General features: G+C 64.3%; 27 protein-coding genes. 12 read left to right on the plus strand and 15 right to left on the minus strand.

All coding sequences use genetic code 11. The annotated features are described in order from the left end of the window. Window positions 1-14: 14 nt before the first annotated feature. Both ACNQR1_RS17545 and ACNQR1_RS17550 read right to left on the minus strand, forming a co-directional pair. A complete protein-coding gene (locus tag ACNQR1_RS17545; protein ID WP_019343719.1) occupies window positions 15-329 on the minus strand; it encodes a hypothetical protein in 315 nt (104 codons plus the stop codon). A gap of 82 nt (window positions 330-411) precedes the next feature. Next, window positions 412-699, minus strand: coding sequence for a hypothetical protein (locus ACNQR1_RS17550; RefSeq protein WP_019343718.1), 288 nt, complete (start codon window positions 697-699; stop codon window positions 412-414). A 588-nt stretch (window positions 700-1,287) separates the two neighbouring features. Here ACNQR1_RS17550 and ACNQR1_RS17555 point away from each other — a divergent pair. Beyond that, entirely contained in the window at window positions 1,288-1,842 is a 555-nt protein-coding gene (locus tag ACNQR1_RS17555; RefSeq protein WP_234709345.1) for a hypothetical protein, read from the plus strand. Window positions 1,843-1,869: 27 nt separating this feature from the next. Here the strand turns inward: ACNQR1_RS17555 and ACNQR1_RS17560 are convergent, their stop codons facing one another. Together ACNQR1_RS17560 and ACNQR1_RS17565 are read right to left on the minus strand one after the other, a co-directional pair. Next, a complete protein-coding gene (locus ACNQR1_RS17560) occupies window positions 1,870-2,187 on the minus strand; it encodes a hypothetical protein (protein ID WP_019343716.1) in 318 nt (105 codons plus the stop codon). 106 nt (window positions 2,188-2,293) lie between these two features. Further along, the gene (locus ACNQR1_RS17565; RefSeq protein WP_019343715.1) at window positions 2,294-3,220 is read right to left on the minus strand and encodes a conjugal transfer protein; all 927 of its coding nucleotides are present in this window, start codon (window positions 3,218-3,220) and stop codon (window positions 2,294-2,296) included. Window positions 3,221-3,347: 127 nt separating this feature from the next. Between ACNQR1_RS17565 and ACNQR1_RS17570 the strand changes: the two genes are divergently transcribed. From ACNQR1_RS17570 to ACNQR1_RS17585, 4 genes are all read left to right on the plus strand, one after another. Further along, a complete protein-coding gene (locus ACNQR1_RS17570; protein WP_047036751.1) occupies window positions 3,348-5,027 on the plus strand; it encodes a hypothetical protein in 1,680 nt (559 codons plus the stop codon). Beyond that, entirely contained in the window at window positions 5,027-5,392 is a 366-nt protein-coding gene (locus ACNQR1_RS17575; protein WP_019343713.1) for a hypothetical protein, read from the plus strand. Before ACNQR1_RS17570 ends, ACNQR1_RS17575 begins: the two co-directional genes overlap by 1 nt. Then, window positions 5,389-5,559: a hypothetical protein gene (locus tag ACNQR1_RS17580; protein ID WP_019343712.1), complete on the plus strand. Its 171-nt coding sequence runs from the start codon at window positions 5,389-5,391 to the stop codon at window positions 5,557-5,559. Before ACNQR1_RS17575 ends, ACNQR1_RS17580 begins: the two co-directional genes overlap by 4 nt. A 115-nt stretch (window positions 5,560-5,674) precedes the next feature. Beyond that, on the plus strand, window positions 5,675-7,492 hold the full coding sequence (locus ACNQR1_RS17585; RefSeq protein ID WP_019343711.1) for an AAA family ATPase: 1,818 nt from the start codon (window positions 5,675-5,677) through the stop codon (window positions 7,490-7,492). A gap of 67 nt (window positions 7,493-7,559) precedes the next feature. Here the strand turns inward: ACNQR1_RS17585 and ACNQR1_RS17590 are convergent, their stop codons facing one another. The 8 genes from ACNQR1_RS17590 to ACNQR1_RS17625 all read right to left on the minus strand — a co-directional run bounded on the left by ACNQR1_RS17590 (window position 7,560) and on the right by ACNQR1_RS17625 (window position 15,293). Then, complete coding sequence (locus ACNQR1_RS17590; protein ID WP_019343710.1) at window positions 7,560-7,814, minus strand: hypothetical protein; 255 nt, start codon at window positions 7,812-7,814, stop codon at window positions 7,560-7,562. Beyond that, a complete protein-coding gene (locus tag ACNQR1_RS17595) occupies window positions 7,807-8,742 on the minus strand; it encodes a DNA adenine methylase (RefSeq protein ID WP_019343709.1) in 936 nt (311 codons plus the stop codon). Before ACNQR1_RS17595 ends, ACNQR1_RS17590 begins: the two co-directional genes overlap by 8 nt. A gap of 295 nt (window positions 8,743-9,037) precedes the next feature. Further along, window positions 9,038-9,163 (minus strand): hypothetical protein, encoded by a 126-nt coding sequence (locus tag ACNQR1_RS17600; RefSeq protein WP_267880518.1) that lies wholly within the window; start codon window positions 9,161-9,163, stop codon window positions 9,038-9,040. Between the two features lie 313 nt (window positions 9,164-9,476). Continuing rightward, window positions 9,477-9,941, minus strand: coding sequence for a hypothetical protein (locus ACNQR1_RS17605; protein WP_075909286.1), 465 nt, complete (start codon window positions 9,939-9,941; stop codon window positions 9,477-9,479). Window positions 9,942-10,107: 166 nt separating this feature from the next. Beyond that, on the minus strand, window positions 10,108-12,066 hold the full coding sequence (locus tag ACNQR1_RS17610) for a hypothetical protein (protein WP_019343706.1): 1,959 nt from the start codon (window positions 12,064-12,066) through the stop codon (window positions 10,108-10,110). A 170-nt stretch (window positions 12,067-12,236) separates the two neighbouring features. Next, a complete protein-coding gene (locus ACNQR1_RS17615; RefSeq protein WP_019343705.1) occupies window positions 12,237-13,244 on the minus strand; it encodes a helicase associated domain-containing protein in 1,008 nt (335 codons plus the stop codon). A gap of 100 nt (window positions 13,245-13,344) precedes the next feature. Then, window positions 13,345-14,553, minus strand: coding sequence for a hypothetical protein (locus ACNQR1_RS17620; protein ID WP_019343704.1), 1,209 nt, complete (start codon window positions 14,551-14,553; stop codon window positions 13,345-13,347). Between the two features lie 125 nt (window positions 14,554-14,678). Continuing rightward, a complete protein-coding gene (locus ACNQR1_RS17625; RefSeq protein ID WP_019343703.1) occupies window positions 14,679-15,293 on the minus strand; it encodes a crossover junction endodeoxyribonuclease RuvC in 615 nt (204 codons plus the stop codon). An 805-nt stretch (window positions 15,294-16,098) separates the two neighbouring features. Here ACNQR1_RS17625 and ACNQR1_RS17630 point away from each other — a divergent pair. From ACNQR1_RS17630 to ACNQR1_RS17650, 5 genes are all read left to right on the plus strand, one after another. Beyond that, complete coding sequence (locus ACNQR1_RS17630) at window positions 16,099-16,422, plus strand: hypothetical protein (protein WP_131721858.1); 324 nt, start codon at window positions 16,099-16,101, stop codon at window positions 16,420-16,422. A 277-nt stretch (window positions 16,423-16,699) separates the two neighbouring features. Further along, the gene (locus ACNQR1_RS17635; protein ID WP_019349197.1) at window positions 16,700-17,014 is read left to right on the plus strand and encodes a hypothetical protein; all 315 of its coding nucleotides are present in this window, start codon (window positions 16,700-16,702) and stop codon (window positions 17,012-17,014) included. Between the two features lie 111 nt (window positions 17,015-17,125). After that, window positions 17,126-17,314, plus strand: coding sequence for a hypothetical protein (locus ACNQR1_RS17640; protein ID WP_043371641.1), 189 nt, complete (start codon window positions 17,126-17,128; stop codon window positions 17,312-17,314). A gap of 1 nt (window position 17,315) precedes the next feature. Beyond that, window positions 17,316-17,477 carry a hypothetical protein gene (locus tag ACNQR1_RS17645; RefSeq protein ID WP_165588893.1) on the plus strand — a complete coding sequence of 54 codons (162 nt, stop codon included), beginning with the start codon at window positions 17,316-17,318 and terminating at the stop codon, window positions 17,475-17,477. Then, entirely contained in the window at window positions 17,474-17,623 is a 150-nt protein-coding gene (locus ACNQR1_RS17650; protein ID WP_019349194.1) for a hypothetical protein, read from the plus strand. Before ACNQR1_RS17645 ends, ACNQR1_RS17650 begins: the two co-directional genes overlap by 4 nt. Window positions 17,624-17,683: 60 nt before the next feature. On the opposite strand, the gene ACNQR1_RS17655 is transcribed toward ACNQR1_RS17650, so the two are convergent. From ACNQR1_RS17655 to ACNQR1_RS17665, 3 genes are all read right to left on the minus strand, one after another. Next, window positions 17,684-17,989 (minus strand): hypothetical protein, encoded by a 306-nt coding sequence (locus ACNQR1_RS17655; RefSeq protein WP_047036746.1) that lies wholly within the window; start codon window positions 17,987-17,989, stop codon window positions 17,684-17,686. Between the two features lie 151 nt (window positions 17,990-18,140). Beyond that, a complete protein-coding gene (locus ACNQR1_RS17660; protein ID WP_234802092.1) occupies window positions 18,141-18,866 on the minus strand; it encodes a helix-turn-helix domain-containing protein in 726 nt (241 codons plus the stop codon). Between the two features lie 591 nt (window positions 18,867-19,457). Next, window positions 19,458-19,586 (minus strand): hypothetical protein, encoded by a 129-nt coding sequence (locus ACNQR1_RS17665; protein ID WP_267880555.1) that lies wholly within the window; start codon window positions 19,584-19,586, stop codon window positions 19,458-19,460. A 143-nt stretch (window positions 19,587-19,729) separates the two neighbouring features. On the opposite strand from ACNQR1_RS17665, the gene eccD reads away from it, so the two are divergent. Next, window positions 19,730-21,220, plus strand: coding sequence for a type VII secretion integral membrane protein EccD (eccD, locus tag ACNQR1_RS17670; protein WP_047036742.1), 1,491 nt, complete (start codon window positions 19,730-19,732; stop codon window positions 21,218-21,220). Window positions 21,221-21,258: 38 nt separating this feature from the next. Then, complete coding sequence (mycP, locus tag ACNQR1_RS17675) at window positions 21,259-22,683, plus strand: type VII secretion-associated serine protease mycosin (protein WP_234802093.1); 1,425 nt, start codon at window positions 21,259-21,261, stop codon at window positions 22,681-22,683. Window positions 22,684-22,743 lie beyond the last annotated feature (60 nt).

Genomic DNA, 22,743 nt, shown 5'->3' on the forward strand with positions numbered 1-22,743 from the left:
CCTTCCGAGTCGGCTCAGATGCCGGGGAGGTCGAAGTTGGCGCTGTGCCGGTGGCTGAGTCCACGTCGCAGCAGGGAGAGTGCGGTCAATTCGGAGAGCACTCCGGTGTTGTCGATGCGGGTCAAGATCGCGACGTAGACACTGACTGTGACGAACCCGGCGGCGAAGACGGCCGCGGCGATCAACGGGTTGGCAACCATGACCACGATGAGCGCGCAGGCCATCAACAGAAGGATTGCGATGACCGCGAATGGGCCCATGCGCACCCCGCCGATTTTGGCCACCATGCGCACGCCTTTGACATCGTTGAAGATCCTGAAGGGACGCATCAGGCATGGCCTCCGCGTACAGGAACCTCCGGACCGCCTACGCCACCGCGTGTGCCGGCGAGGCCGGGGCAACCGGTGCGCGTCACCGGAAGTTCTCGATCAGGCCGGTGCCGTAGTTGGCAAGCCACATGATGCCGCCCAGGATCATCTCGACGAGCAGCACGCCGAAGACAACGGTGCGCAGTTCCATGTGTGCAGCGGCGCCTTTCTTCGCCATCCACACGTTGAAGGCCTGCCAACCGCCGACGAGAACCGCGAGCACCATGAGTGCGGCCAGGCCGAAGTTCACGAGGGTGGTGAGGATGCCGTCGCTGGTGGGGTCGACCAGATCGGCCCTGTAGATGACGCTCTGCGCGGCGGTGAAGATCATGAGTGCCCTTTCCCCGAATAGTCAGGTGCCGTGTGTTCGGGGACAGGCTGATACGCAACAGTTGTCAACAACGACCGCGGCGCGGGTTGCAGGGGGCGGCAGGGCGCCAGCGCATATACACACCCATGTGCGCGTATGTGAGTGGAAGACGACTGCGGCACCGAGCTACAACCTGCGATACGGAAGTCACTACGACACCCAACACAGGCCCGCATACAGGCACCGATATATCCGATGCCACAGACGGCAACACAGCACGCGATACGTGCAGGTCGCCAACTCGTGGCGCACGCCGTGTCGTGCTACGAACAGAGCTACGGTGCGCGCATGAACCACGCAGATACAGGCGTCACTGTGCACGCTTTCATTCGGCCTGGTACCCCGGCATCTGCCGGGCCCGCCGTGGTGACTCAAGTAGTCGACCTCTACGAGTTCGGGGTGATCGGGCCGGGCTCGACAGTCTGGTGCAACCTCGATGTGCCCAACGCGTTGTGGGTGTTGTCAGAGGTCTCAACGTTCCTGCGGATCGTCGACGTGCCTACGGCGGGCTGGGTGCGGTTGACACATGACTCAGCGGTGTGGGGCCGGGTGGCCATCGACACCACGCGGGCTCCAAGTCACGGCTTCTCGACCTCGGACATGCCGATGTCGGTGCAGCCCCACGACACCGTGACTGTCGCTTTCCGCAACACCGACAGTGCGCGGATGCGTGCGCAGTTCGGCGGCGCACATCACGCCATGCACGACTTCGAAATCAGCCGGGGGATGATGCGTGCGATCGATTTGAAAGCAGGCGGACACCAGACCAAATCCGCCCCGAATGCACCCAGCCAGTTCTCGTCCAACCACGCCGGCGTGCGCGGCCTGGACCTCATGGCCGCGACCACCGGACCACACATGCATCGGGTGATTCGGGAGAACCTTGACGCCTTCACCACCGTCATTGACGTCGCTGAGTTCGGCAGGATCAAAGCAGCCCAGCAGCGCATCTCACAGATTGCTGAGGTGATTACCGATCCGATCGTGCAGCGCATCGCCGCGCTCAAAGACGTTGGACCGTTTACCGCCGACAACGATGACGATGGTGCCGGGCCCATGTCCGGGCTGGACGGCGATACAGGCCCCGCGGCAATGGCCGGTTGACACCGCGGTCGCCGGCAGGGTGCTGGATTAGCCCGCGGAGGCGGCGGCTCCAGGAACCCGCTCGGGGCGGCGGATATGCGCAATGTCACCACGTGCCTCCGCGGCGGTCATCCGACCCCAGACCATGTCCATGAGACATTCGCCGCGCATGGCCACAGTGACCCGGCCGTACTCCGGAGTGCCCGTGATGCTCAGCGTGCCGCCCTTCGTCGACGCGAAGAGCGCCATGGCATCTCGGATCAGCGCGTTGAAGCCGTGGTTGGTCCACTGCGAGATGGTGACCGGCTCCATCGATCCGGTCGCGACGGTTTTCACGTACACGACGTCTTCTTCGCGCTGAGCCATGGGGCACCTCCTCTCGGGCAAAAGTTCGATACAGCAACTATAGCTATGTTTGCCGCACTGCCGTCAACACTCAACTTGTCACGTCCTCCGTTACTTGGTCGAAAAACTATTGCGGGGTGATCGCTCCCCACCCGACCGGGGCATCGATTCCGTCGACCAGCCACACGTTGTTCGTGCCCAGGGACACCCGCAGCGCCAGGTCCATGATCGACCACGTCTTGATCGAAGCCGCGGCCTTTACCCGCACCAGGACTTTGAGCGTGTCTCCCGGCTTGGCGGTGGACACCGGAACCGAATCTGAGGCCGCCCAGCTTGATTCGATAGTGGCCGTCGAATAGGGGCTGTCGGTGATCGCCGATCCCGAGAACTTAGACGAAACGAACTGCCCGAGCGACGTGGCGTTACCGGTGGAGGTCAGGTACGCGGTCACGAACCGGCCCAACGACTCCGACAGCGAGCTTTTCGAATCAACCGGCACCGTGTACTTGCTCGCCACTTTGAACGGAGTGGTGTCGACGTTGACGATGGACGGCCACATCAACAGCTGGTAGTCGGTGTCGTGTTCGATGACTGTCACCGCGTAGCGGTTGATCTGGGCTGCGCCGACCCCAGGGGCCACGAACGTCACCGCGAACGTCGCCTGCCACAGCACCGCGTCGGAGCCTTGCCAGCGGATGATGTCGGACGGGTCGATAGAGCGCACTTCGAAAGGCACCTCAGACAATTCGATCGACGGCGATGCCAATGACCGCGACAACAGCGCCTTTTTCGCCGACTCGGAACCGCCCATCCACAGCAGGAGAGCGTTGCGCGCGTAGTTCTGCACCCGGGTGACATCGGTGATCGCCGAGTAGGTGTTCACCGGCTTGGGCAGACGCGCCAAGATCACCGCTGTCAGTACCACCATCACCAGCACGAGGCACAACGCCAGCGGGCCGCTGATCATCGAGAACACCATGGCACGTTCCCGCGCCCTGGGCTTCCACTGTGACAGGTCTTTGAGCTTGCGCACATTCGACAGCAATCGGGCCATCCCGCTGAGTCCTTTCCAATTCGCAGGTCGCGCCGCGCGAGGCTCGCGACCTGGTAGCGGCCGTACGGTAGCTGCGCGCTACGGCCCTGGGACGCCTCCGGCGCGGACAGAGAGAGGACCACATCTGTTGAACGCCACCGTTGATGCGCTCCTGAACGCGTATTCGCGCCCAGCCCCCGAGGCCACGCGGGTTGCTGCTGCGATTTCGCGGGCCATGGTGACCGAAGACGGCACCGAGATTGCGTCTGACGCCGTGTTGTCGGCGCGAGTCCGTGCTGCCGTCGAGACCGCCAACCACGAGATCGCCGCGGAGAAGATGCCGCGGACATCCACATCGCCTGAGCACCGTGCGACAGAGTTTGGTGACCCCGTCGGGGAGTTCACGGTTGACGACGCCGATCCGGCACCAGTACCGACGCTGCGGTCTGATCGTCGATACCTGCTTACCGACGATCCCGCCGGCGCAATCACAGAGTCACCAGCCCCCGAGGCGCCACCATGGCGGACCGACCCGCCGCTCGACGGCGTAGAGCTGCGCACCGTCGCACCCTCAACCGAGACTGAGACCGCAAGACCACAGCGCCTTTCAGCGGTCGACGGCACCGCACACCTGGACGATGACGGCGACGAACAGTACTCAGATAGCGCTGATCATCGCGAGTACCGAGAACATGTGGACGAGACTGACGCTGCTGAAAACGACACCGAACCCGATGGCTTGGCCTACACCGGATCGGAAACCGACGACTACACGGATGAACAAAGTAACGAGGTGCGCGGTGGCGCGGACACCGGCCCTGATCCAGAACCTGTCGACGGCGATGAGCCCGATCCGATGCTGTCGCTATCGCCTCCAGTCCTGCTGCCGCCCTCACCTACCGATGCATTCGCTGGCACCCCGTCGCCGTGGGACGACCAAGCCGAAATCGCGCCCCCCGCATCCGGAAATGACGACGATCAGGAATCAGAGGATCAGGGCGCTGTGTTCAATCGCGACGTCGACGATCCCGCTCCCTCCTGGGACGCCACCGAACCGCCCGACGACATGAACGAGCCGACCCGCGATCCGGAAACCCCCCTCAAAGAACGGATCAGCCAACAGCTGCAACGCGTCCGAGAAGGGAGCTGGCGCAAACGGCTACTGCTCGTCGCCGGCGCCGCCGTGACAGTACTCGTGCTCGTGGCCGTGTTTGTGGCGTCGATCGCCGGCAACCGCGGCGAGCCGCCGCAGCCGGCGGGCCAAGTCGCTGCACCTCCGCTGCAGTCAGAGAATCCTGAACCTGAACCCGTGGACGAGGTTCTGGTCCCCGCCAAAGTCTCAGCGAGCTGCGGCAACGACAGCGACGCGGTCGCGCCGTTCGCTGCGGACAAGACCCGCGCTTGGGTGTGCCTGCGGATAGACGGACTCGACCTCAACGTCCTCAACATCACCTTTAACGCGGAGGTGGTGATCACCTCGATCTGCCTCGTGCCAGGGTGGGACTACGTGGCACCCGACGGTCGTGACGAATGGGCCCGCCACCGACTGGTCACCGCGGTCACGTGGCGAATGGGCGGGCAAGCGTTCCCCCAAGAGATCAACCCCACCCGGCCCGGGGTCTGTAAACAGTTTCCGACGGACCCTCCGATCAGCACGCGGGAGATGTCGATGACAATCACCGCCAGTACGCGGCCGCCGCTAGGCAAGGATCAGGTGAGCTCCGGAATTGGTGGTGCCGACAATCCGGACAGCGTTGAGAACATCGACAAAACCTCCGCAGTCGGATCTATCGTCATCAACGGCCACAAGCGGAATGCGGGTAGCTGATGGCTGCCAACACCGAGTCTCTGTACCGCTGTTTCCAGCAATCAAACGCCTACGCACGTGTCGCCACTGAACTGGCCCGCGAACAGGGAGGGTCTACTGACGGTGTGGCTTTCACCGCGGCCGCGGCGCTCGCACGGTGGTGGTGGTTGCACGACCGAAGCGCACCCTCCCGCGTCCTCGACGACATCGCCGACGCAGACCCGGCGGTGCATGCTGCACGGTCCCGCTTGTCGGGCTCCCGGCAAGAGGAGCTGGCTCGGTGGGTTTCGCTGGCGTGGCCCAGCATCTGTGCGAGGGCACAGACTCTGCTTGCCGCTGAAGCGATCTGGTTACTCAGCACCGGCGGCGCGAAGGCCGATCGGTGAACCTCCTGTGGAGGCTGGCCACCCCCAGACAATGGCGCCGCCGATCCTTGGTACTGCTGCTGGTGTGGGTTGCGGTGGCGTTCGCCCACCACGAGGGCGTGCTCGCCGACGCCGGGGAGCTCCGTCTCCCGCGTGAGGCCACGACACCTTCAGCCGGCCTTCGGTAGGTCGCGCCCTGCGGTTCGATCCGCACTTGGACCGGCCACCATGGCCGTCGAAGGATTCGCTCGATTCTTCGATTCTCGTTAATGCTGACGACGCGACTTTCGGAAAGGACTCACAGTGATCGACCCCGATGCCATGAAGTACCTGAATCAGGCCATCGGCTCACTCCGGAACTCCAATCACGCGGCAGCGGACCGGGATCTGGACTATGCATGCGAGGCATTTTCCGACCATTGCGATCTGCACCGGGCTTTGGCGTACTCCCATGTGACCAACCGGGGCGGGTACTTGACGAGCTCCGACATCACCGCGATCCGAAACACCCTGAACACCTACGACGAGATGATGTCGGTCATCGACAAGTCGAGTCAGGAGGAATGGTTCGGTGCCGATTGGGTCCTGCCCACCGTCGCACTCATCTTGCCTGCGGTCACTCGGGGCCAGTACCGCGCCGCATACTCCGCCCTGCTTGTGGAGCAGGGGCGTTACGACGAGGCTCGGGCCGAGTTGGATGCGGCCGCCCGCGAACGTGTCGTGCTGGTCGAGAAAAACGCGGTTAGCACGGCCAAGGAGATCGCCGCCGTCGAGTGCCTGCTCTACTTCCACACTTCCCGCTGGGAGGACCTGCTCAATGTGGCGGGGACTCTGGTGGCGAAAGACACCTCGCCGCTGGAGCAGGCACTGGAGGCCTACGGCACAGCCATGTCCGGAACGGCATTGGCTCATCTCGGTTCTCACGAGGCAGGGCAGAACAAGCTCCGATACGCGGTGTCGAAGAACTTCCGCGATGTGTCGGCGTGGGCCTCGCTGCAGCTGGGGTTGTCCTGCCGTACCGCCGGACAGGAAGACGCCGCGCAGAAGGCATTCGGCGACGGCATGCAGTTCAACACACTGCCTGAACTCACTGATGCGATACGCAACAAGAACCAGCGGATGCGAGTCTCGGCTGCGGATGTGATCGCGGCGCGCACCAGCTACTGGGACGTGGATTCCGAGCCGGACATGGACGACTTCCAGCGCACCTCCTCTGCAGAGGAACGGCGCGAGATTCTCGACGCGGCACTGGCCGAGTTGAACGCGATCGACGGTATGGACGAGATCAAAGAGCAGATGCTCACCTTGTCCCACGAGATCGCTTTCGAGAACGAGCAGCGTCGGCGGGGGATGTCGGTGAAGGCCAAGACGCGTCACATCATCTTCAAAGGACCGCCCGGTACAGGTAAGACAACGATCGCCAACCTCATTTCGCGACTGTTCTACGGGCTCGGGGTGATTCGCAACAACACCCTGGTGTCAGCCAACCGGGCGACCCTGGTCGCCGAGTTCGAAGGGCAGTCAGGACCGAAGACGATCGCCAAGCTCAATGAGGCACGCGGCGGGTGCATCTTCATCGATGAGGCGTACGAGCTTGTGCAGGACCGCCCCGGCCACAAGGACTCGTTCGGTTCGGAATCACTGACAGCCCTGCTGGAGTACATGGACAACCACCGCGATGACATTCTGGTAATCATCGCGGGTTATCCGGCGCCGATCGAGCGGTTCCTCGGCGAAAACCCCGGCCTGAAGTCACGTTTCGCCTACTCGATGATGTTCAACACCTACAGCCCCGACGAGATGTGGCGCATCCTCACCGGAATGGCCGCGAAGGAAGGTCGCGCTGTCGACCCGGCTGTGGAGGGCCGGTTCAAACAGATCATCGAGATCATGTGGGACACCGATGCAAAGGGCGACAGGGTTCTCGACGTCGCCGGTAACGGCCGCTTCGCCCGCAACGTCTTTGAGCAGGCGCAGGGTCTGTCTTCGCGCCGGCTGATGAGCGGCGGCGTCGATCTTGCATCACTGACCAACGAACAATTCATGCAGCTGTCCTCCGAAGATGTGCTTGGCGCGTCGGCCAACATACTCAAAGGGTTCGGCATCATCAACGTGGCCTAGCCGCAACGATATTGCGCACGCCGCCCCGGCGATAGAACAGATCACCGGGGCGGCGACGTCTTCGGCGTCAGGACAGTGGCGAGTTCTGCTGCAGAAAAGCGCGAATGCTCACGGCGCTGAGCTGGTTGCCGAACCGGTCGATGCCGACACGCGCCACGAGCCGATGCTGGGCGTACACGTGGACCATCGCGGTGTCCTCTCCGCATCGGAAGCGCAGCCTGATCCCGGCGACCGTTACGCAGTACTCGCGGCCGGGTCGAATCTGCCGGACGTCGCCCGAGATCAGTCCGAGCTTCGCCTCGCACGCAAGAGGATCAGGCACAGACACCGTCCCCGATCGCGCGCATCGCCGGTGCCGTGACGCACTGCACTGGGTCGGGAACGTCCGGCGGCCCGTGCTGGACCCATCGCGATGTTCCCGTCTCGAGCAGCCACTGATCGTCGCGAACCGCGAGACTGTCTGCCAGCACAGCGTATTCCTCGGCCACGCGCCGACGCTGTGCGCTGTAGCGGATCTCATAGGCCAGAACTCGGCGGTCCGGGTAGAGCTCTAGGATGCGCGGATCCTCGTCGTAGGTGAGCAGCCACCTAGCGCGGCAACCGGTGAGCGCACCAGAAAGCCGCTCGTGGTCGTCGATGGACATTCCACTCGAATACAGTCCGTTGCCGGCAACCAGGTACGGCGGATCGACGAACAACAGGAGTTCATCTTCGATCCCGACGGTTCCGTTCAGCTCGGCGATCCACACGATCCCGTCGCCTTCGCGGACCCGTATCCGGCTTCCCAGCCGGCCGATTCGGGCGATGCGGTCGGACAGCCCCTCAGGGTTCCACCGCGAACCCAGATGCCAGCGGCCGGTCTGGCTCTTCCCGCCGATCGGACCGACGCGAGAATTGACCATCCCGGACCGGGAGCACCGGTTGATGACCAACGCGGCGAACGCCAGGTCGATGTCGTCGACGTCGGCGCCGGACTCCCGGGCAGCGACCAGCTCGCGAGCGGCGTGCCACGTACCCATGTCGGGCTGGCTGGCACGTACCACCGCGGCCAACTCGGCGCTGTTGCCGGTGACGGTCCGCCACAGTGCTGCCAGCGCCGGGTTCCTCTCGGTCAGCCAGAACTCGTCGACGACACCGTGATCGAGAAGGTGTAGTCCTGCGCCGGCACCTCCGGCGAATGGCTCGGCCCACACTTCGACGTCCAGGAGGCCGAACTGCGACTGGAAGATCTCGGCGAGGGCAGAGGCCATGCGGGCTTTCCCTCCGGGGTAACGCAGTGGGCTCAGCCACCGGTCAGACTGTGGCGGCATTGGGGATGTCCTTCAGCCGCCGTGGATTACGCGGCATCCGCGCGACTGACTGGCGTGGGGCGAAGGCCTGACCAGTGGCCGTCGCCCGACACGACGACGGGCGCCTGCAGGTCACGATGTTGCGGGCGGTCAGCATTCGTAGCGCCCTCGTCCATCGAGACTGGGGTGTGATGAGCCAAGCCACATGATCCTTGTTTGCGCTCGTCAACACATCGACACACCTGACGAAGGACGATTACGTCAGCTGCCGCCACTGTGGCTCACCCAGATAAGCGACGAAGAACAGTACGTTCGGATCGTCGGCGTTCGCCTCGGAGGCGAAGCGTTCAGCCACATCAAGGGCGGGAGTGGGGCTACCCACTGGGCAAACCTCTCCATGCTGATTGCGGTAGGCGGCGGTATACATCTTCATGATTCTCCGATCCGATAATGGCGCCGATTACGTCAACCTGCGTGGGGGCAAGGGTCGCGGTCACCGCACTGCTCGAAGTGCTCACGCCAATGCTGGTGGTCACGGCGTTCCTCGTACTCGCGCTGCGTAGCCCTGCGTTCTGCTTGTCGGCGTTCTGCCCAGTTTGTGTCCATGCCGATAAATCTCCTGCTCTAACAGCGGGCCGATGACATCTGTCAGGCCGAGCGGCGTGCATTGGTGACCTGAAGCGTCTTCTGCTCGGTCATCGGCGAACCCTGGTAGCAGCGGCAGACTTTCGGCGAGTCTTGGGCAGAGCAGGGATCTGGTTATTGTCGATCCTGCCTGTGGTGAGCATCGCCGCGCTGACCTCGGCGGTGCTCACGTCAGCGGCGTCGGCAGCGAAACTCTCCCAGGCGGCGGCCATTGCACCGTCCACCTCGTCACTTGGGCGCACCCGGCTCGGGATGATCGTGCCGTCGGCCACCGCAGCGGTGACTTCCGCCAGCAGCGCGAACACCTCGGCGATTTCCTCAGCCCGCAACTCGTCGTCGGGGTCCTCCTCCAGCTCGGGGTGCAGGATCCCGCGGCCGGTGCACGCTGCGATCACTGCTTCGGAAATTTCCTCGGCGGTCTCGGTTTCCAGCGTTGCGGCGATCTCGTCGAAGAAACCGTCTGGGATCTTGGCCCCCCGTGGCGCTGTGTGCACCGGGAATGTAGGTCCGGTCATCGTCTATCTCTCCTTGGTGGAAGTCCACCCGTGCGCCGGTGGGGAAGGGCGGCGTATGAGTGGGGCCGACGTTATTGCCGAATCAGCCGCGCTCGAAGTCGAACGGCACGACACGCCGGGGGCGTGAGGTGGCAGCCCTCGGTGAGCTTGAGTGTGTGTCGCGAGCTCACGGCGTTGACCGTGACAGCTGTGCGGCGAGTTGGTCGTCCACGGCGCGCACCTCCACGGTCCCGTCCACTGTGACTTCGGCGGAGATCACCCGGAATGTGGTTTTCGTGTCGATGATGTCGGCGTTGGTGACCGGCATCGCGTCGCCGGTGAGGTAGCGCACTCGGACCCGGCCTGCGCCGCCGCGTACGTTGCCGTCCCTGCGGGTCAGCGTGTATCCCTTTGTGGTGAACGCGCCGCCGGTGGGGAACACTTCTGCGATGAACTCCGCTTCACGGCCTCGATAGACTGAGGGAACCACCTGCGTGGAGGTCAGTACACGAGGCTGATGGTCACGTCCAGCCACAGCGCGGTGTACTTCGAAGGCGCTGGCCAGCTTCGCCTCGGCCAGTAGAGCTTGCGCGCCGGCCAGTTCGGGGTTGCGGCCGTGGCGTGCAATCTGATTGGCTGCGGCCACCATTGCCACGCCGTCAGCGCGGACATCTGCGTGTTCGGGGCACAATGCCTTGCCGGGGGGATTCGTGTGCACCGGCGTGACGGCGTTCCAGTCAACGACCAGCTTCTCGCGAGCCCCCGGATAGTCCGCGTCCAGCGTGTTCGAGCGGTGGCGGATCTGGAACCCGGCGCGTGCGGCGGCATCGCGGTTGTCCTTGGAAACGCTTCCCGCGTAGCGCTTGAGCGTGGCCTGGGCGGCTCGTTCGGTCAGCAGCTCTGGCGGAACCTTCGTCTGCAGGAACTCTTTTCGCGCGGCTCGGGCGAAACGCAGGTGCCTGGAGAGGTCGAAGCCCTCTATCCGGGTGGTCTGCGCTTCGGTGTCTGCCCCGTGGCGCGAGCTGTGTGGACGAGAAGCCAACGCGGCTGCCGTGTGGGCGCGGGCCTTGCCGGCGAGCAGTTGCGCGCTGCCCGAAGCGTCGGCGGTGTATCCCATGGGTGTGTCACCGTAGAAGGTCCGCTCCAGGATGCGACGGCGTGCGGCCAAACGCATCGACTGTGCCCGTGGGCTTTTGCCGACCAACATCGACTGGACTGCCGTGTTGAGCCCTGAAGCGTTGGCTCCGGCCGGAACTCGGGTGAAGTGCTCGAAATCCACATCGGGAATCCGTGCCAGCACGTCTGCGACACGAGCGTCCGGCTCAACAGGCAGCCGCACACCGTCGACGAGCACTGCGGTCCCTCCACCGGCTCCCGCTACCAATGTGGCGCCGGAAGCCATTTGGATCCCGGCTGTGGAATCGATGTGATGGCGGCGTGCGCCGTCGATCAGGTCGGCCACGGTCAGGGGACGGTCCTGCTCGTCGTTCAGCCGCTTCACCAGATCGCTGGCGGGGCGTGGGGAGGCAGCGACCTGCGCCTGCTCTGTCACGTCCTCGAACAACTTGTCGCTCATGCGCTGCGACACCGTGGTCAGCGCCCCGATCTCATCGAGTGTGTGCCGCGCATAGAACTTCTGTGTGTGCTCCGGCAGCTGGTCGAACGCGGTGCCCGGCGCTGGAGCAGACATCGCCCCACTGGCGATCGCGTCGATGCGTGTCTCGATGCGCTCCAATTCGGCGGCGGCATCGAGCGGATCAACGATGGCGCCGTCGGCGACCAGGTCGCGCTCACATAGCGCCGAGGCCAACTGAATCTTGGTGACCACCATCGGATCGCTCTTGCCGCCGTTGATCTTGGACGAGGCCTCATTGGAGTTCTCGCGAACTTCACTGAACACGTCGTTGTGCATGCCCGGAACACGCCGCAGCGCCCCCGACTGGGACCGCAACAATTCCGAAGAGATTCCCGGCGAAACGGCTTCGAGGCTGACCAAGAGGTTGCTCAGTGATGAGGGCGCCAGAGATGCCACTGCCGCTGCGCTGGCGTTGCTCATCTGACTGCGAACGTTGTGGGTCACAGTGCGCACCGTGACCCGGTTCTCCTGACGCCGAGCCGAGGCGTCGGCACGCTTGGCGTCGGTCATGACACAGCGGCGGCACTGACGAGCTGATCCTGCGAATTCGCTGAGGGAAACGCACATGTCTGGGTTCTGGCCTTCCGATGCGACAGCTGTGTCATGTCCTTTCTATGCATTCTGGCATGCCTGTTCTAAATGCCGGGCAAAATACGCGGCAAATCACTGAACCTGATCCTTCAGGCAGAGGCCTGAAGGCGTTCGTCGAGCAGATTGAGCGCACGCAGCGTTGCGGCCTGATCTTCGGACAAACGTCCGCCGCGGTGCCGCCGTCGCTGGGAGACCACCCAGCTGTAGAACCGGTGCCCGGTGTCGATCGGCCGGCCACCCAGTTCAACGGACAATGCGACGGCACGGGCGTCGAAATCCGCTTCGCGCGCTGTCCATCGCCATCCGGGAAGTGCGGCCAGGGCATCAGTGCGGGCTGCGCTCAAATCACCGCGGCGGTGATTGTCGCGCTGGTCGCACACCCAGGCGGCGAGGGCGCATTCGAGGGCCTCTGCAGCTCCCGTCCGCGGGTAGTGTCGGTGTGCGCTCACGAAGTCACGCAGCGCTTCAAGCTGCTGGGGCCAGGAGATCGGGGACCGAGGGCCGGCCAACGACTGTGCCCAGCCCGGCAAGGTGTCCAACAACTGGGCCCGGCGCGCGGATAGTCGGCCTGAACGCAACTCGAAACGTTGCGTGGCAAGCCACCCGGCCAACGCTTCATCATCCCCGCGTGCAGGGATATGCCCGAACGTGTCGACGAAGTCGCGCACTCGGGCGAATGCGGATTCCCAGCGGCGCTCCCCAGGGGTCCACGCGAACCCTGGGAGTCGACTCAGGAGTTCAGCGCGTCCGGCCGGCAGGGACCCTGCCATCGCCCGTCGCCGCTGGCGGCTCAACCACGCGGTGCGTGGGCCGCCGCTGAGATCGTCTCCGGCCTCGCCGCGGGCGGCGACCTCCAGGTAACGCGAGACCCAGATGTCGCGACGCAGGGACGTGATCCCGGCGGGCAACGCATCCAGTGCGAGCTGCTGGCGCTCCGACAGCTTGCCTGCCGCTCGACGGCACCACGACCACACCAGCCATGCGAAGTCGCCGGAAACAGGGTCGGGAGGGGTCGCGGAAGCGGCTACCGACGCGCAGCGCACCAGCCACGCGGTCTCGGTGTCAGTGGACGTGCCTTGGCGGGCGGGGGTATTCAAAACCGTCGGGTCCTCTCGAGCTTGTCGATGCAGAGCCGCACGACCGTAACCACCCGGGGGACGGGGGAGCGAGGGTAGCGCGGTGCTGCACAAGCACCCGTCAGACCAGCGTCGGCACCGCATTCAATAGCAGTGCTTCGTCGTCAGCCCACGCGACCAGATCGTCACCGGCACGCTGCAGCTGCGGGTTGCTGGCCGAGCGGGCCGCTGCCTCATGGACATGTCGGACCCAAGTTGCGGTGTCCATCAACCGCTTTCCCAGCCTCAGATCAACGGAGTAGATACGGCAACTGGGAACTGCGGCGTCCTTGGGCACCGCCGCCACCTTCGCGATCACCTGTGATACCGGGGGCATCGGTTCCCATCCGCTGCCATTCCACGTCAACATCAGCGACGCGGTCGCATATTGGGCGAGCTGCACCGCGATCGCCAACCAGGACAGGTCGATGGAGCTCGACGTCTTGAGGTCGCCGATCATGAGAGTGCCTTCAGCGTCAATGACCAGGAAGTCGAACGTCCCGACCATCCCGGTGGCGGGGATGAACACAGTGCGTTCGACCATGGAGGAGACGAAATTCAGGTTATGGCGGCGCATCGCCGCGAACAGCACCACAAGGTAGGGACGAATCATCGAGGGAACGTCATCGAGCGTCAAGACGCCCTCCAGTACGGCTTGCAGATAGCCGTGCACCATCGTGCCGAACTCGCTGCCGTCGTGGGCGCCGGAGCGGCGGGCCGCCTGCCACGCCACTGAACTCAGCGCACGCTTGGACGACCAGTCCAGTTCGGAGATGTGCTCGGCGCCGTCAAGGGCAAGTCCGTCGAGCAGTTCTGGGTTGCGGGCCAGTCCCAGCACCGTCGACCGCAGCTGCCAGTCGGTCAAGTTTCCTGTGTCGTCGAGGACCTTGGCGTGGCTGGTGGCGCGAGTCAGGGTGTCGGTCTGGCGGATCCCGTCCAGGCCGGGGACCACATAGCTCTTCTTGTCGCGGGTGTAGGCAGGCTGCCACTTGCCGGGAACCTCAGGAGGCGCGGGGATGGCGTCGGTGGGCGGTGCGTAGGGAGTCCGGGCCGGCGCCACCGGGTCGTCGCACATGGCCAAAACCTGCGACGGGGCTGGCGTGACGCTGCCAATGAGCGGTGCCGCGGATGGCCCCGCCAAGGTGCCGTTACTGATCACCGACGCAGTCGTCGAGCCGACCGGGGCGACGCTGCCGATTTCCGGGGCAGCGGACAGGGTCGTCACAGTGATCGAGGGGCCAGCCGGGGCGACGCTGTAGATCGCCGGTGCGGGCGCCAGTGCTGTGCTCATGCGGGGCACGTTAACTTGCGTGGGCGACAAGACGAATTGCCACATGACGGCACGCCGATGCCGATAGCGCGCAGCGGTAGGAGATGTCAGTGCATCGTAAAACAAGTGGCATGTGATGGCGCAAGTTAAGCGGCGTGCACGGCGACGCGCTCCGGACTGGTGGGGGCAGGGAGCTTCGCAATCACCTTTCGGCGTGTGACTGTGCTGCTCAGTGGAAGGCCTTTGCAGCCGAGCCATGCGGCACCCAAGGCGGCGGCGAACGCGGCGTCTGCACGGTCCTCGATGTTCTTGTCTCGGGTGGCGTCCGGCCAAGCCACCGCATAGGCGGCGACCACCTGGCTTTTGCTCGCGTTGCCCTTTCCAGTGGCGAACTGTTTGATCTGTTGCGGAGTCACTTCCATCACCGGAACCCCCGCCGTGCACAGGCCTTCGATCACTGCCCACCACAGGAATCCGCGACGTGTCAGTGAGCTGTCCTTCTCGCGGACCGAGAACTGCAGACCCTCCACCACTGCCAGCGCCGGGTTGCAGGCCCGCACCTGGTTGACAATCCCGTCGACGAGGATCCGGTGTCGAGAGACGTGGGCGTCGATGGTGCTGGTGGCCGGCGGCACTGAGCGATGCACCGCAGTGGTCAGCGCCGCTGTCGCCAGGTCGATCGCTCCGATGCCGGTTCCGGTCAAGGACAAGTCCAGACCGATGGCACAGGCTCTGCCGGCGGAGTCGGGGGTCGTGGCCATGGCTCCCACGGTCGCATCGCCTGGCGGCATGGACGGCCCGCGGCGCGGTTCTCGCTGTCGTCTCACGAGTCCCGCATGCATCTGTTCGAACAGGTTTTCGACACACCGGTTCCCGTTTTCCGGTTCCCGGTTTCCCGCTGGATTTGTCGGATGTAAATTGTCACGGACGCGCTGAACCTCCCCGTACTTCGACGTAAATTACCCGTTTGACCAGCGGTAACTGTCAGAGATCCGGTTACTTCACCGCTCAGCTGGGCAAACACGCAGCTGTCGTGGGAATGGGGGGTGCCTCCGGCAGCGGATATTCTCTGTTTCAGAGAGAATGCAGGTAAAGATATGTATCTAGAACAACTAACTAATTAGCTTCCACCTATAGACCCTGTTTCCTTCTGTCACGCCGAGCTGTCCGAGGCACCCCCCCTTTCCACGACAGCTACGCATTGCTGCAGGTGAACCGAAAAGTCACCGATTTACTGACAGTTACCGCAGGTCAAACGGGTAATTTACGGTGAAACTCGGGGAGGTCTAGCGAGCGGCGAACCGCAGAGAAGACGAACACCGAGCAGCCGTTCGGAAGGGGGCGGGGGTGCGGGTGGGGACCCGAGAGCTTGTCCGATGACCTGTCACACCGCCAATGCACGATGTCGGCGTGGGGTTTCTGTGCGTCTGGATCGTGGTTTCGAGGCTGCTTGCCCGGCCGCCGCATGGTTGAGTGGCTGACCCCGCGCCCCGCTGTGTGCTCGCTCCAGTGTTCGGCCAGCATCAACGGATCCAGCCGCCGAAGCATGACCAAGGAGACAGCCCTGTGACCAACTCTTCCGCCGGGACTGCTATCGAGATGGCAGCTGCACACCCGCGGATCAGTCCTATCGGGTCGCCGCAGCGTCACTACCGGTTGGACCCGCCGCTGAAGAGGTCCGGACGTTGCAGCGTCGATGTGGCGATCATCCGCGGGTTCAGCACCTTCTATGTGTTCGCCGCGAATGGCTCTGGCGATGTCGCTGATTGGACCGCGCTGGCGGTGCTGCGTGAGCCCGAGGTTGTTGACTACGAATCAGCGCTCGCTGCGGTCGGATACCGCCTCGGCGACCGCAACGGTGATCCCAGGCCCGCGGGCAGTTGCGGCTAGGGCTCGGCATGGCGTACGGCCCGCAGGCCTCGGCGAAGTTTGCGGGGCGGTGTTCCCCGGGATCGAGTGCGCATCGGGCCATTTATCTGAGCATATGTTTGTAATTCAATGCATATACTACTGTTGGTTTCGCGACTACCTGGAGAGGCGCCGGGAATGCAACACCACACGACTCGGGTCAGGCGATGTGTGACTCGAGTCGTCAGTTTCCACAGGCCTTTCCAGCGCGAGTCGGTTGAAGTTGCCCCGCTGTCCGACCCTGAGCAGGAGCTGCGCTATGACCCACCCCGCCCACTCTGGAACTGCGTACGAAGTACTTGCGCACCGGCGTGTCAGCCCGATCGGGTCACCGCAGCGGCACTTCTCTGTGACGCCTGCGATCGTTGCTGTTGATGGTCGCTCCCATCGCAATATCGCCCTCATCCCGGATGCGGAGACCTTCTACGCGTTTGTCTCCAGTGCCCGTGGGGTGATCACTGACTGGACCAACCTGCTCGGCGGGGAGGCCGGACCTGTCGGAAGTGTCGAGGATGCTCTATCCCGTCTCGGCTACCTTCTCACCATCCCCTCGCGGCGCGACTCTGTCGCTTGACTCGCCGCCGCGGCATTCCCGCGTCGGTGAAGCCGCGCCGTGCGCCACTCCGTGCCGGCCGGTCTACAACGATCGCGGACGCCGTTGTAGAGCCGAACGCAAGGAGTGGCTGTGAGTCATTACGCCTTTAAAGGGGCCATCTTCACCCCCGGCCCGCTGGTCGAGGAGTTGATCCGAATCGGCGAGGCTTCACCTGGGGCGCGAGGCATGGACATCGAGGAGGTGCTCGTTCAGATCGCCGAAGCGAATGGGATCGACCGCGCGACCGTCAGCTCTGACGAATTTCCCCTGGCCGTCTGACATGGCCAGGCTGATCATCTACGTCCCGGCCTCCGGGGCCTCGGAGTACCTGGCGGAGGTCCGGACACAGATCCGCGACGGGTCCACCAGCGGTTACGTCAACGACGACATGCACTGGGGCGTCGAGTACGACCTCGACGAGCTCGGAAGCGGTCTTCAATGAGGGAGTGGGATCTGCCGCGCCAGGCCGCTGAGCTGGCCGAGGCGAAAGCTGCACACGACAACCCGGAGAATCGCGTCATCCGCGGGGGCCGGGCAATCTGCAAGCGGTGCGGCCTCAACTGGGAGCGCATGGTGCACGGCTGTTGAGATCCTCTCCGGCGGGGGAGGCGCGCTAGGCGGTTTCCCAGCGCTCACAGCGAGGGTTGGTCAGCGCATAGTCCGGTGTTTGGTCGATCTCGCCATGTCAGTTGAGCCCCGCGGTTTCCGTGGGCGGCCACCTCCGGTGCCGCGTCCGGGCCGGTTGATGAACCAGTCGGTGACCGCATCGGCGTCGAAGAGCGGACTATTGCCGATTCGTGCGGCGGGCGCCGGAAAGTCGTGCGGGCGTGGTGATCCGGCTCGGCGGCGCTGAGCGGCTTGGTCGTTGTACGTCCGAACGGTGGCGGCGCCAAGTCGGTACGTCTCTGCGATATCGGCGATCGAGAGAAGTGTCGCCTTGGGAGGCTTCGTCATGGCGCAGCCTCCTCGGTTCAGACGCACAGGCGAAAACATAACTATATGGGCTATAGCCATGTTTTGCGCTCGGAAAGGATGAGCGACCATGTCAATCGTGACGTGCACGCGAAAATCTGCAGATTTACACGGTGCTCAGTGTCACGGAAGATCAGTCCTCTGCCTCGGTGTGTTCTGTGAGACGGCCTCGCCTCACGTTGCGTGACTCCGTCCACCGCTGCGTGTACCGCTGACGCAGTGTTTCGCCAACATCGGTCACATCGCCGGCAAGCCACTGCGCGTAGCGGCTTGAGGGGTCGTTGGGCGCCAGATCGCCGGATATGGCAAGGAACGTCTCGTAGAGGGGACGCACACCCGGATGCAATGCGTTGCTCGGCAGACAGTTGTCCTCGACGAGTCGGATCACGTAAGGCCAACTCAGTGCTACGAGCGCGGCGCCGATCTGGTCGACCGCCGAATCGTCGTGCGCCGCATCGCTGCCCCGTTTGCGTGCCCGGCTGGCGCTGCGTTTGCGCGTGAAGCTGTCGAGCACGGCGATGGCGCGTTCCACTGCCGCAACATCAACGGGAACGGGCCGGCGGTCGTAGTTGGGCGGCCGGAATAGGAAATCACTGCCGATCTCGGGTCCGGGGGGAGTGAATTCGGGGTCGGCCACGATCTGATCCATCGTCCCCGGCGGCCACCCGACCCCTGCCTCCAGCCGACCCAGCACGCGGGACGAGAAGTTCGTTCTGCGCCCTGCTTCCAGATCGGACAACACCCGAATCGAGACTCCGCACTGTTCGGCGAAAGCCTCCATGCGGGGGTACCCGCTGTCGATGCGCGCCTGCCGTAGCGCAGCTCCCAAGCGGTGCCATCCACTGTCGTCGTTGCTCACCACGGTCCTCTCCGGTTGGTTCCGTGCGGCCTGAGTATGCACCATTGCCAGGCATCAGCGATGTCTGAGGTGCTGGATCCTTCCTCTCGCTAAGTAGTTCTGTGGTGGTTTGCCAGCAGGTGTGAGATCTGAAAAGATCGCCCGCGCTCCGGATATGGAGGCAAGGGCCACGTGTGGATCGTCAACACGCGTTAAATCGTGGCATATCGCGCGGATCCGCACCGGAAATGGGTGAAACTGGTTGTGAAGTGCGGCTATGGGCCGCTCCTTGCACGCTGCAACTGTAAACATGTCGGGAGTCGTCTCAGCTAACGGCACGCTTTTCTCGTGATGTTTGCTAAAGAGTATCGCTGCGTCGGTTCGAGGGCCCGAAGTTGCACAGGCATTCAGCTGCGCGTTCACGGCATATGCTGCGTGTTTCCCTCCTGCGGGACGTGCAGATGCATGCTCAAGTGCCGCTGCTGTTTGCAGGCGTGACTGCATGCCAGATTCCGGATGATCTGGAAGAGCAGCTACTCCCGAGGTCTTTCGTGCCGGGTTGGACGGACCATGAACCTGCGCGCGAGCAGCAGGACGATAGGACAGCTGGGCCTATTCGTGGTCGGCGTCTTCAGGGTCACCGCACAGGCCCAGTCCGATTCGGTGTGAACGGCGGGCATCGTCGAGCTCGGCATCGCTGGATGCTGTAACAGCACTGCGCCACTCTTCACTGTCGGTCATGGCGCACATCGTGTTTCGCGACATTGAAGGCTGACGAGCGCGGCGCGGTCGGACGACAGCGGATCTGCCGAAACATCCGTGGACCTTCTGCAAGTCGCGCCGCGGCCAAGGGGCGACGCCGGGCGCAGGTAACCATTGCGCGCATGACACAGCCCGTATCCGTGCTCGCCGACACCACGTTCGTCGCAGTCAACGTGCACGCCGGCGACTCCGCTTTCCAATGCAAACTGCACGCCCACACGACGGTGACGGCGCTGCTTCCCCAACTGCGCGAACAATTCGCCGGAAGCGTTCACTCCGAGGGGACGGTGCACGCCTATCTGACCGCTGAACGCGTGGAGTGGGCGCTGGAGGCCGGGCCGATGCGCAAACGGCTGGACCCCGAGATCACCCTGGCCGAAGCCCAAATAGCCCCGGGGGCCGACCTCTACCTGACTCACCGCACCCGCACCGAGAGCTATCCGGTCCTGCGTGACGACGTCGCCGAGGGCGCCGCGGAGGTATCTCGGCGGCTATTCGCCGTTCTTGACGGCCGCGACACTCGGCGGTTGGCCGCCGCAGCGCTGCCGCTGGCAGTCGCAGCTGTCGGAGCAGTCGGCATAGCCGACGTTCTGGCCGGTAATGCCGCCGCGCGGTGGCCGGTGGTGGGTGTTTTAGCCGCGCTGGCCGTAATGTGCGCCACCATCGCCGGGGTTCTGTCTCGGGCCCGCGACGAGTTCGACGATGTCAGTGCCTCGCTATGCGTTTGTGCCTACCTGGCCACGGCGGGGGCCGCGCTGGCGGGGGTGCCACGGAGCCTCGGGATCTGGCACCTGGCCACTGTCGGCGCAGCTGTGGCGACCATGGTCGTGGCGTTGTGGTCGGTGACGGCGAACAAACCTGCCGGACTACACGTAGGTGCGGCCGCAGTCTCGGCATGCGCGGTGCTCGTCGGTGCGCTGCACATCATTTTGCCGGCGTCATCACAAGCGGCGGCCGCGCAGATGGTGTTCCTGTCATTGGTCGTCATCGTGTGTGCTGTGCAGTTCTCCCGCGGAGTGGGACGAGTGTTGGTGAACTACATCCCGACCACCGGCGAGCCGGTCATACGGCGGTCCGAGCAAACCGTCGCCGCTGTGTCACGAAGGTCGACGTCCGGCGTCGCCATCGAAGCGATGCTCAACCAAGAGGCTCGTGTCATCACCACACTCAAGGCCCTGATCGGCATGGTCGCAGGGGCGGGAATGGCACTGGTCGCCGCGGCGGCGGCCGGCGGCTACTTCACCTCCAACTACGAGTGGCACATGTTCGCACTGGTCGGTTCTGCGTCAGTTGCAACGGTCGCGATCGGACGCGGTCTGGTCATTCGTGCTGCTGCCGTGCCGCTGATGGTGGCCGGTCCCTTAGCCGCCACCGCCTATTTGGCCGGTCGGGCGGTGTCACCGCATCAGGCGGACTCGGTCGTGCTGATCGCCGGAGCAGCGCCGCTGATGCTGTTCGTGCTGCTCTCGACGCTGTGGGCGATCCGGGCCCAGTCCATGCATTCACCGCTGGATAAGCGCCGTCTGGAAAGGGTCGCGGTGTTGGCCGTCGTTGCGGTCTTCCCGCTGCTGGTTCTCATCATGGACGGCTGGTCGAAGGTCCGAAACCGCTAAGCACCGCCACCTCCACCCACTGCCGAGAAAGGTTCGTCGTGCCCCGTCTCCGCATCCTGACAGCGCTCCAACGCAGCGGTGCCATCCTCGCCGCCGTTCTGTTGGCCGCAGTGCTATCGCCTGTGCCGCACGCCTCGGCCTACAGCCCGTACGTGTTCGACCCAGCGGTAGACATCGCCCCGCCTGACGCCCCACCAGGACCTGACCCTCGGTTCCCGATGAAGCAGCAATACGAGTGCGCTACCTCCGGGCAACTGGCCGGATCACAGTTCGACTCGGTGCCGATCGACACTGTCTGGGGCGTTCGGGATCTGCACGGCTTGTCCACCGGGAAAGGCCAGACAGTCGCGGTCGTCGATTCCGGGGTCAATCGAAACGATCGGCTGCCGCGTCTGCTCGGTGGCGGTGACTACATCATGGGCACGGATGGGCTGCTTGACTGCGACCATCACGGCACCCTGGTCGCCGGGATCATCGCGGCACAGCCGAAGCCCGGCGACGGCTTCGTTGGAATTGCCCCCGATGCCGCGATCATTTCGATCCGCCAGACATCCGACCGCTACAGCATCGATACCACCAAACAACCGGGCAATGCCCGCGACGCACAGGCCGCGTCCAACCTCACCACGATGGCCCGCGCGATTGTGCGGGCGGCATCATTGAACGCCACGGTCATCAACATTTCGGCCACAGCATGTGTGCCTGTATCGGCGCCGGTGGATCTGAAGGAGTTGGCCGGCGCTCTCTATTTCGCAGCGGTGGTGAAGAACGTAGTGGTGGTGACCGCGGCCGGAAACCTCGGCAACGACTGCGCCCCGAACCCAGGCCCCGACCCGGCCACCCCGTCCGACGAACGCGGCTGGGGCGCGGTGAGCGCTTTGTCGCTGCCCTCGCTGTTCGACCAGTTCGTGCTCAGTGTCGGCGGCACATCACTATTCGGCGACCCGTACGTCAAGTCGATGCCGGGACCGTGGGTGGGTGTGGCCGCCCCGGCGATCAACGTCGTCAGCCTCGACCCGGCCAAGATCACCGGTGAGCTGATCAACGCGCAGACAACCAAAGCCGGCGACGAGCCGATCGCCGGAACCAGTTTCGCTTCTGCAAACGTTGCTGGCCTGGCAGCCCTGATCCGGCAGCGCTGGCCGAACCTGAGTGCCCACCAAGTGATCGAGAGGATCAAGCGCACCGCCCACAGCCCATCGAGCGCATTGTCCTCACTGGTCGGCGCCGGGGTGGTGGATCCCAAAGCCGCGCTGACCGCCCCAATCGACGACTCGATCCCGATGCTGCCCGACGGTGTTCCCGCGGTCGCAGCGGTTCCTGGGGCTCCGCCACCCCCGCCGGACACTCTTGGCCGCACGGTCGCCCTGATCACGTTGGCCGTGCTCGGGTCCGCGGTGTTTATCGCCATGGTGGTGACCCTGGCCCGAGGAGGGCGCGGACGCAAGGAACAACAGCCATGACCACTCAGCGGTGGTGTCCGGTTTCCGGTGTCCGTTGCCGCGCAGTCAAAATCGAGGAGG

Origin of the sequence: Mycobacterium sp. 48b (assembly GCF_048282725.1) — a bacterium.
In the GTDB taxonomy this organism is placed as follows: domain Bacteria; phylum Actinomycetota; class Actinomycetes; order Mycobacteriales; family Mycobacteriaceae; genus Mycobacterium.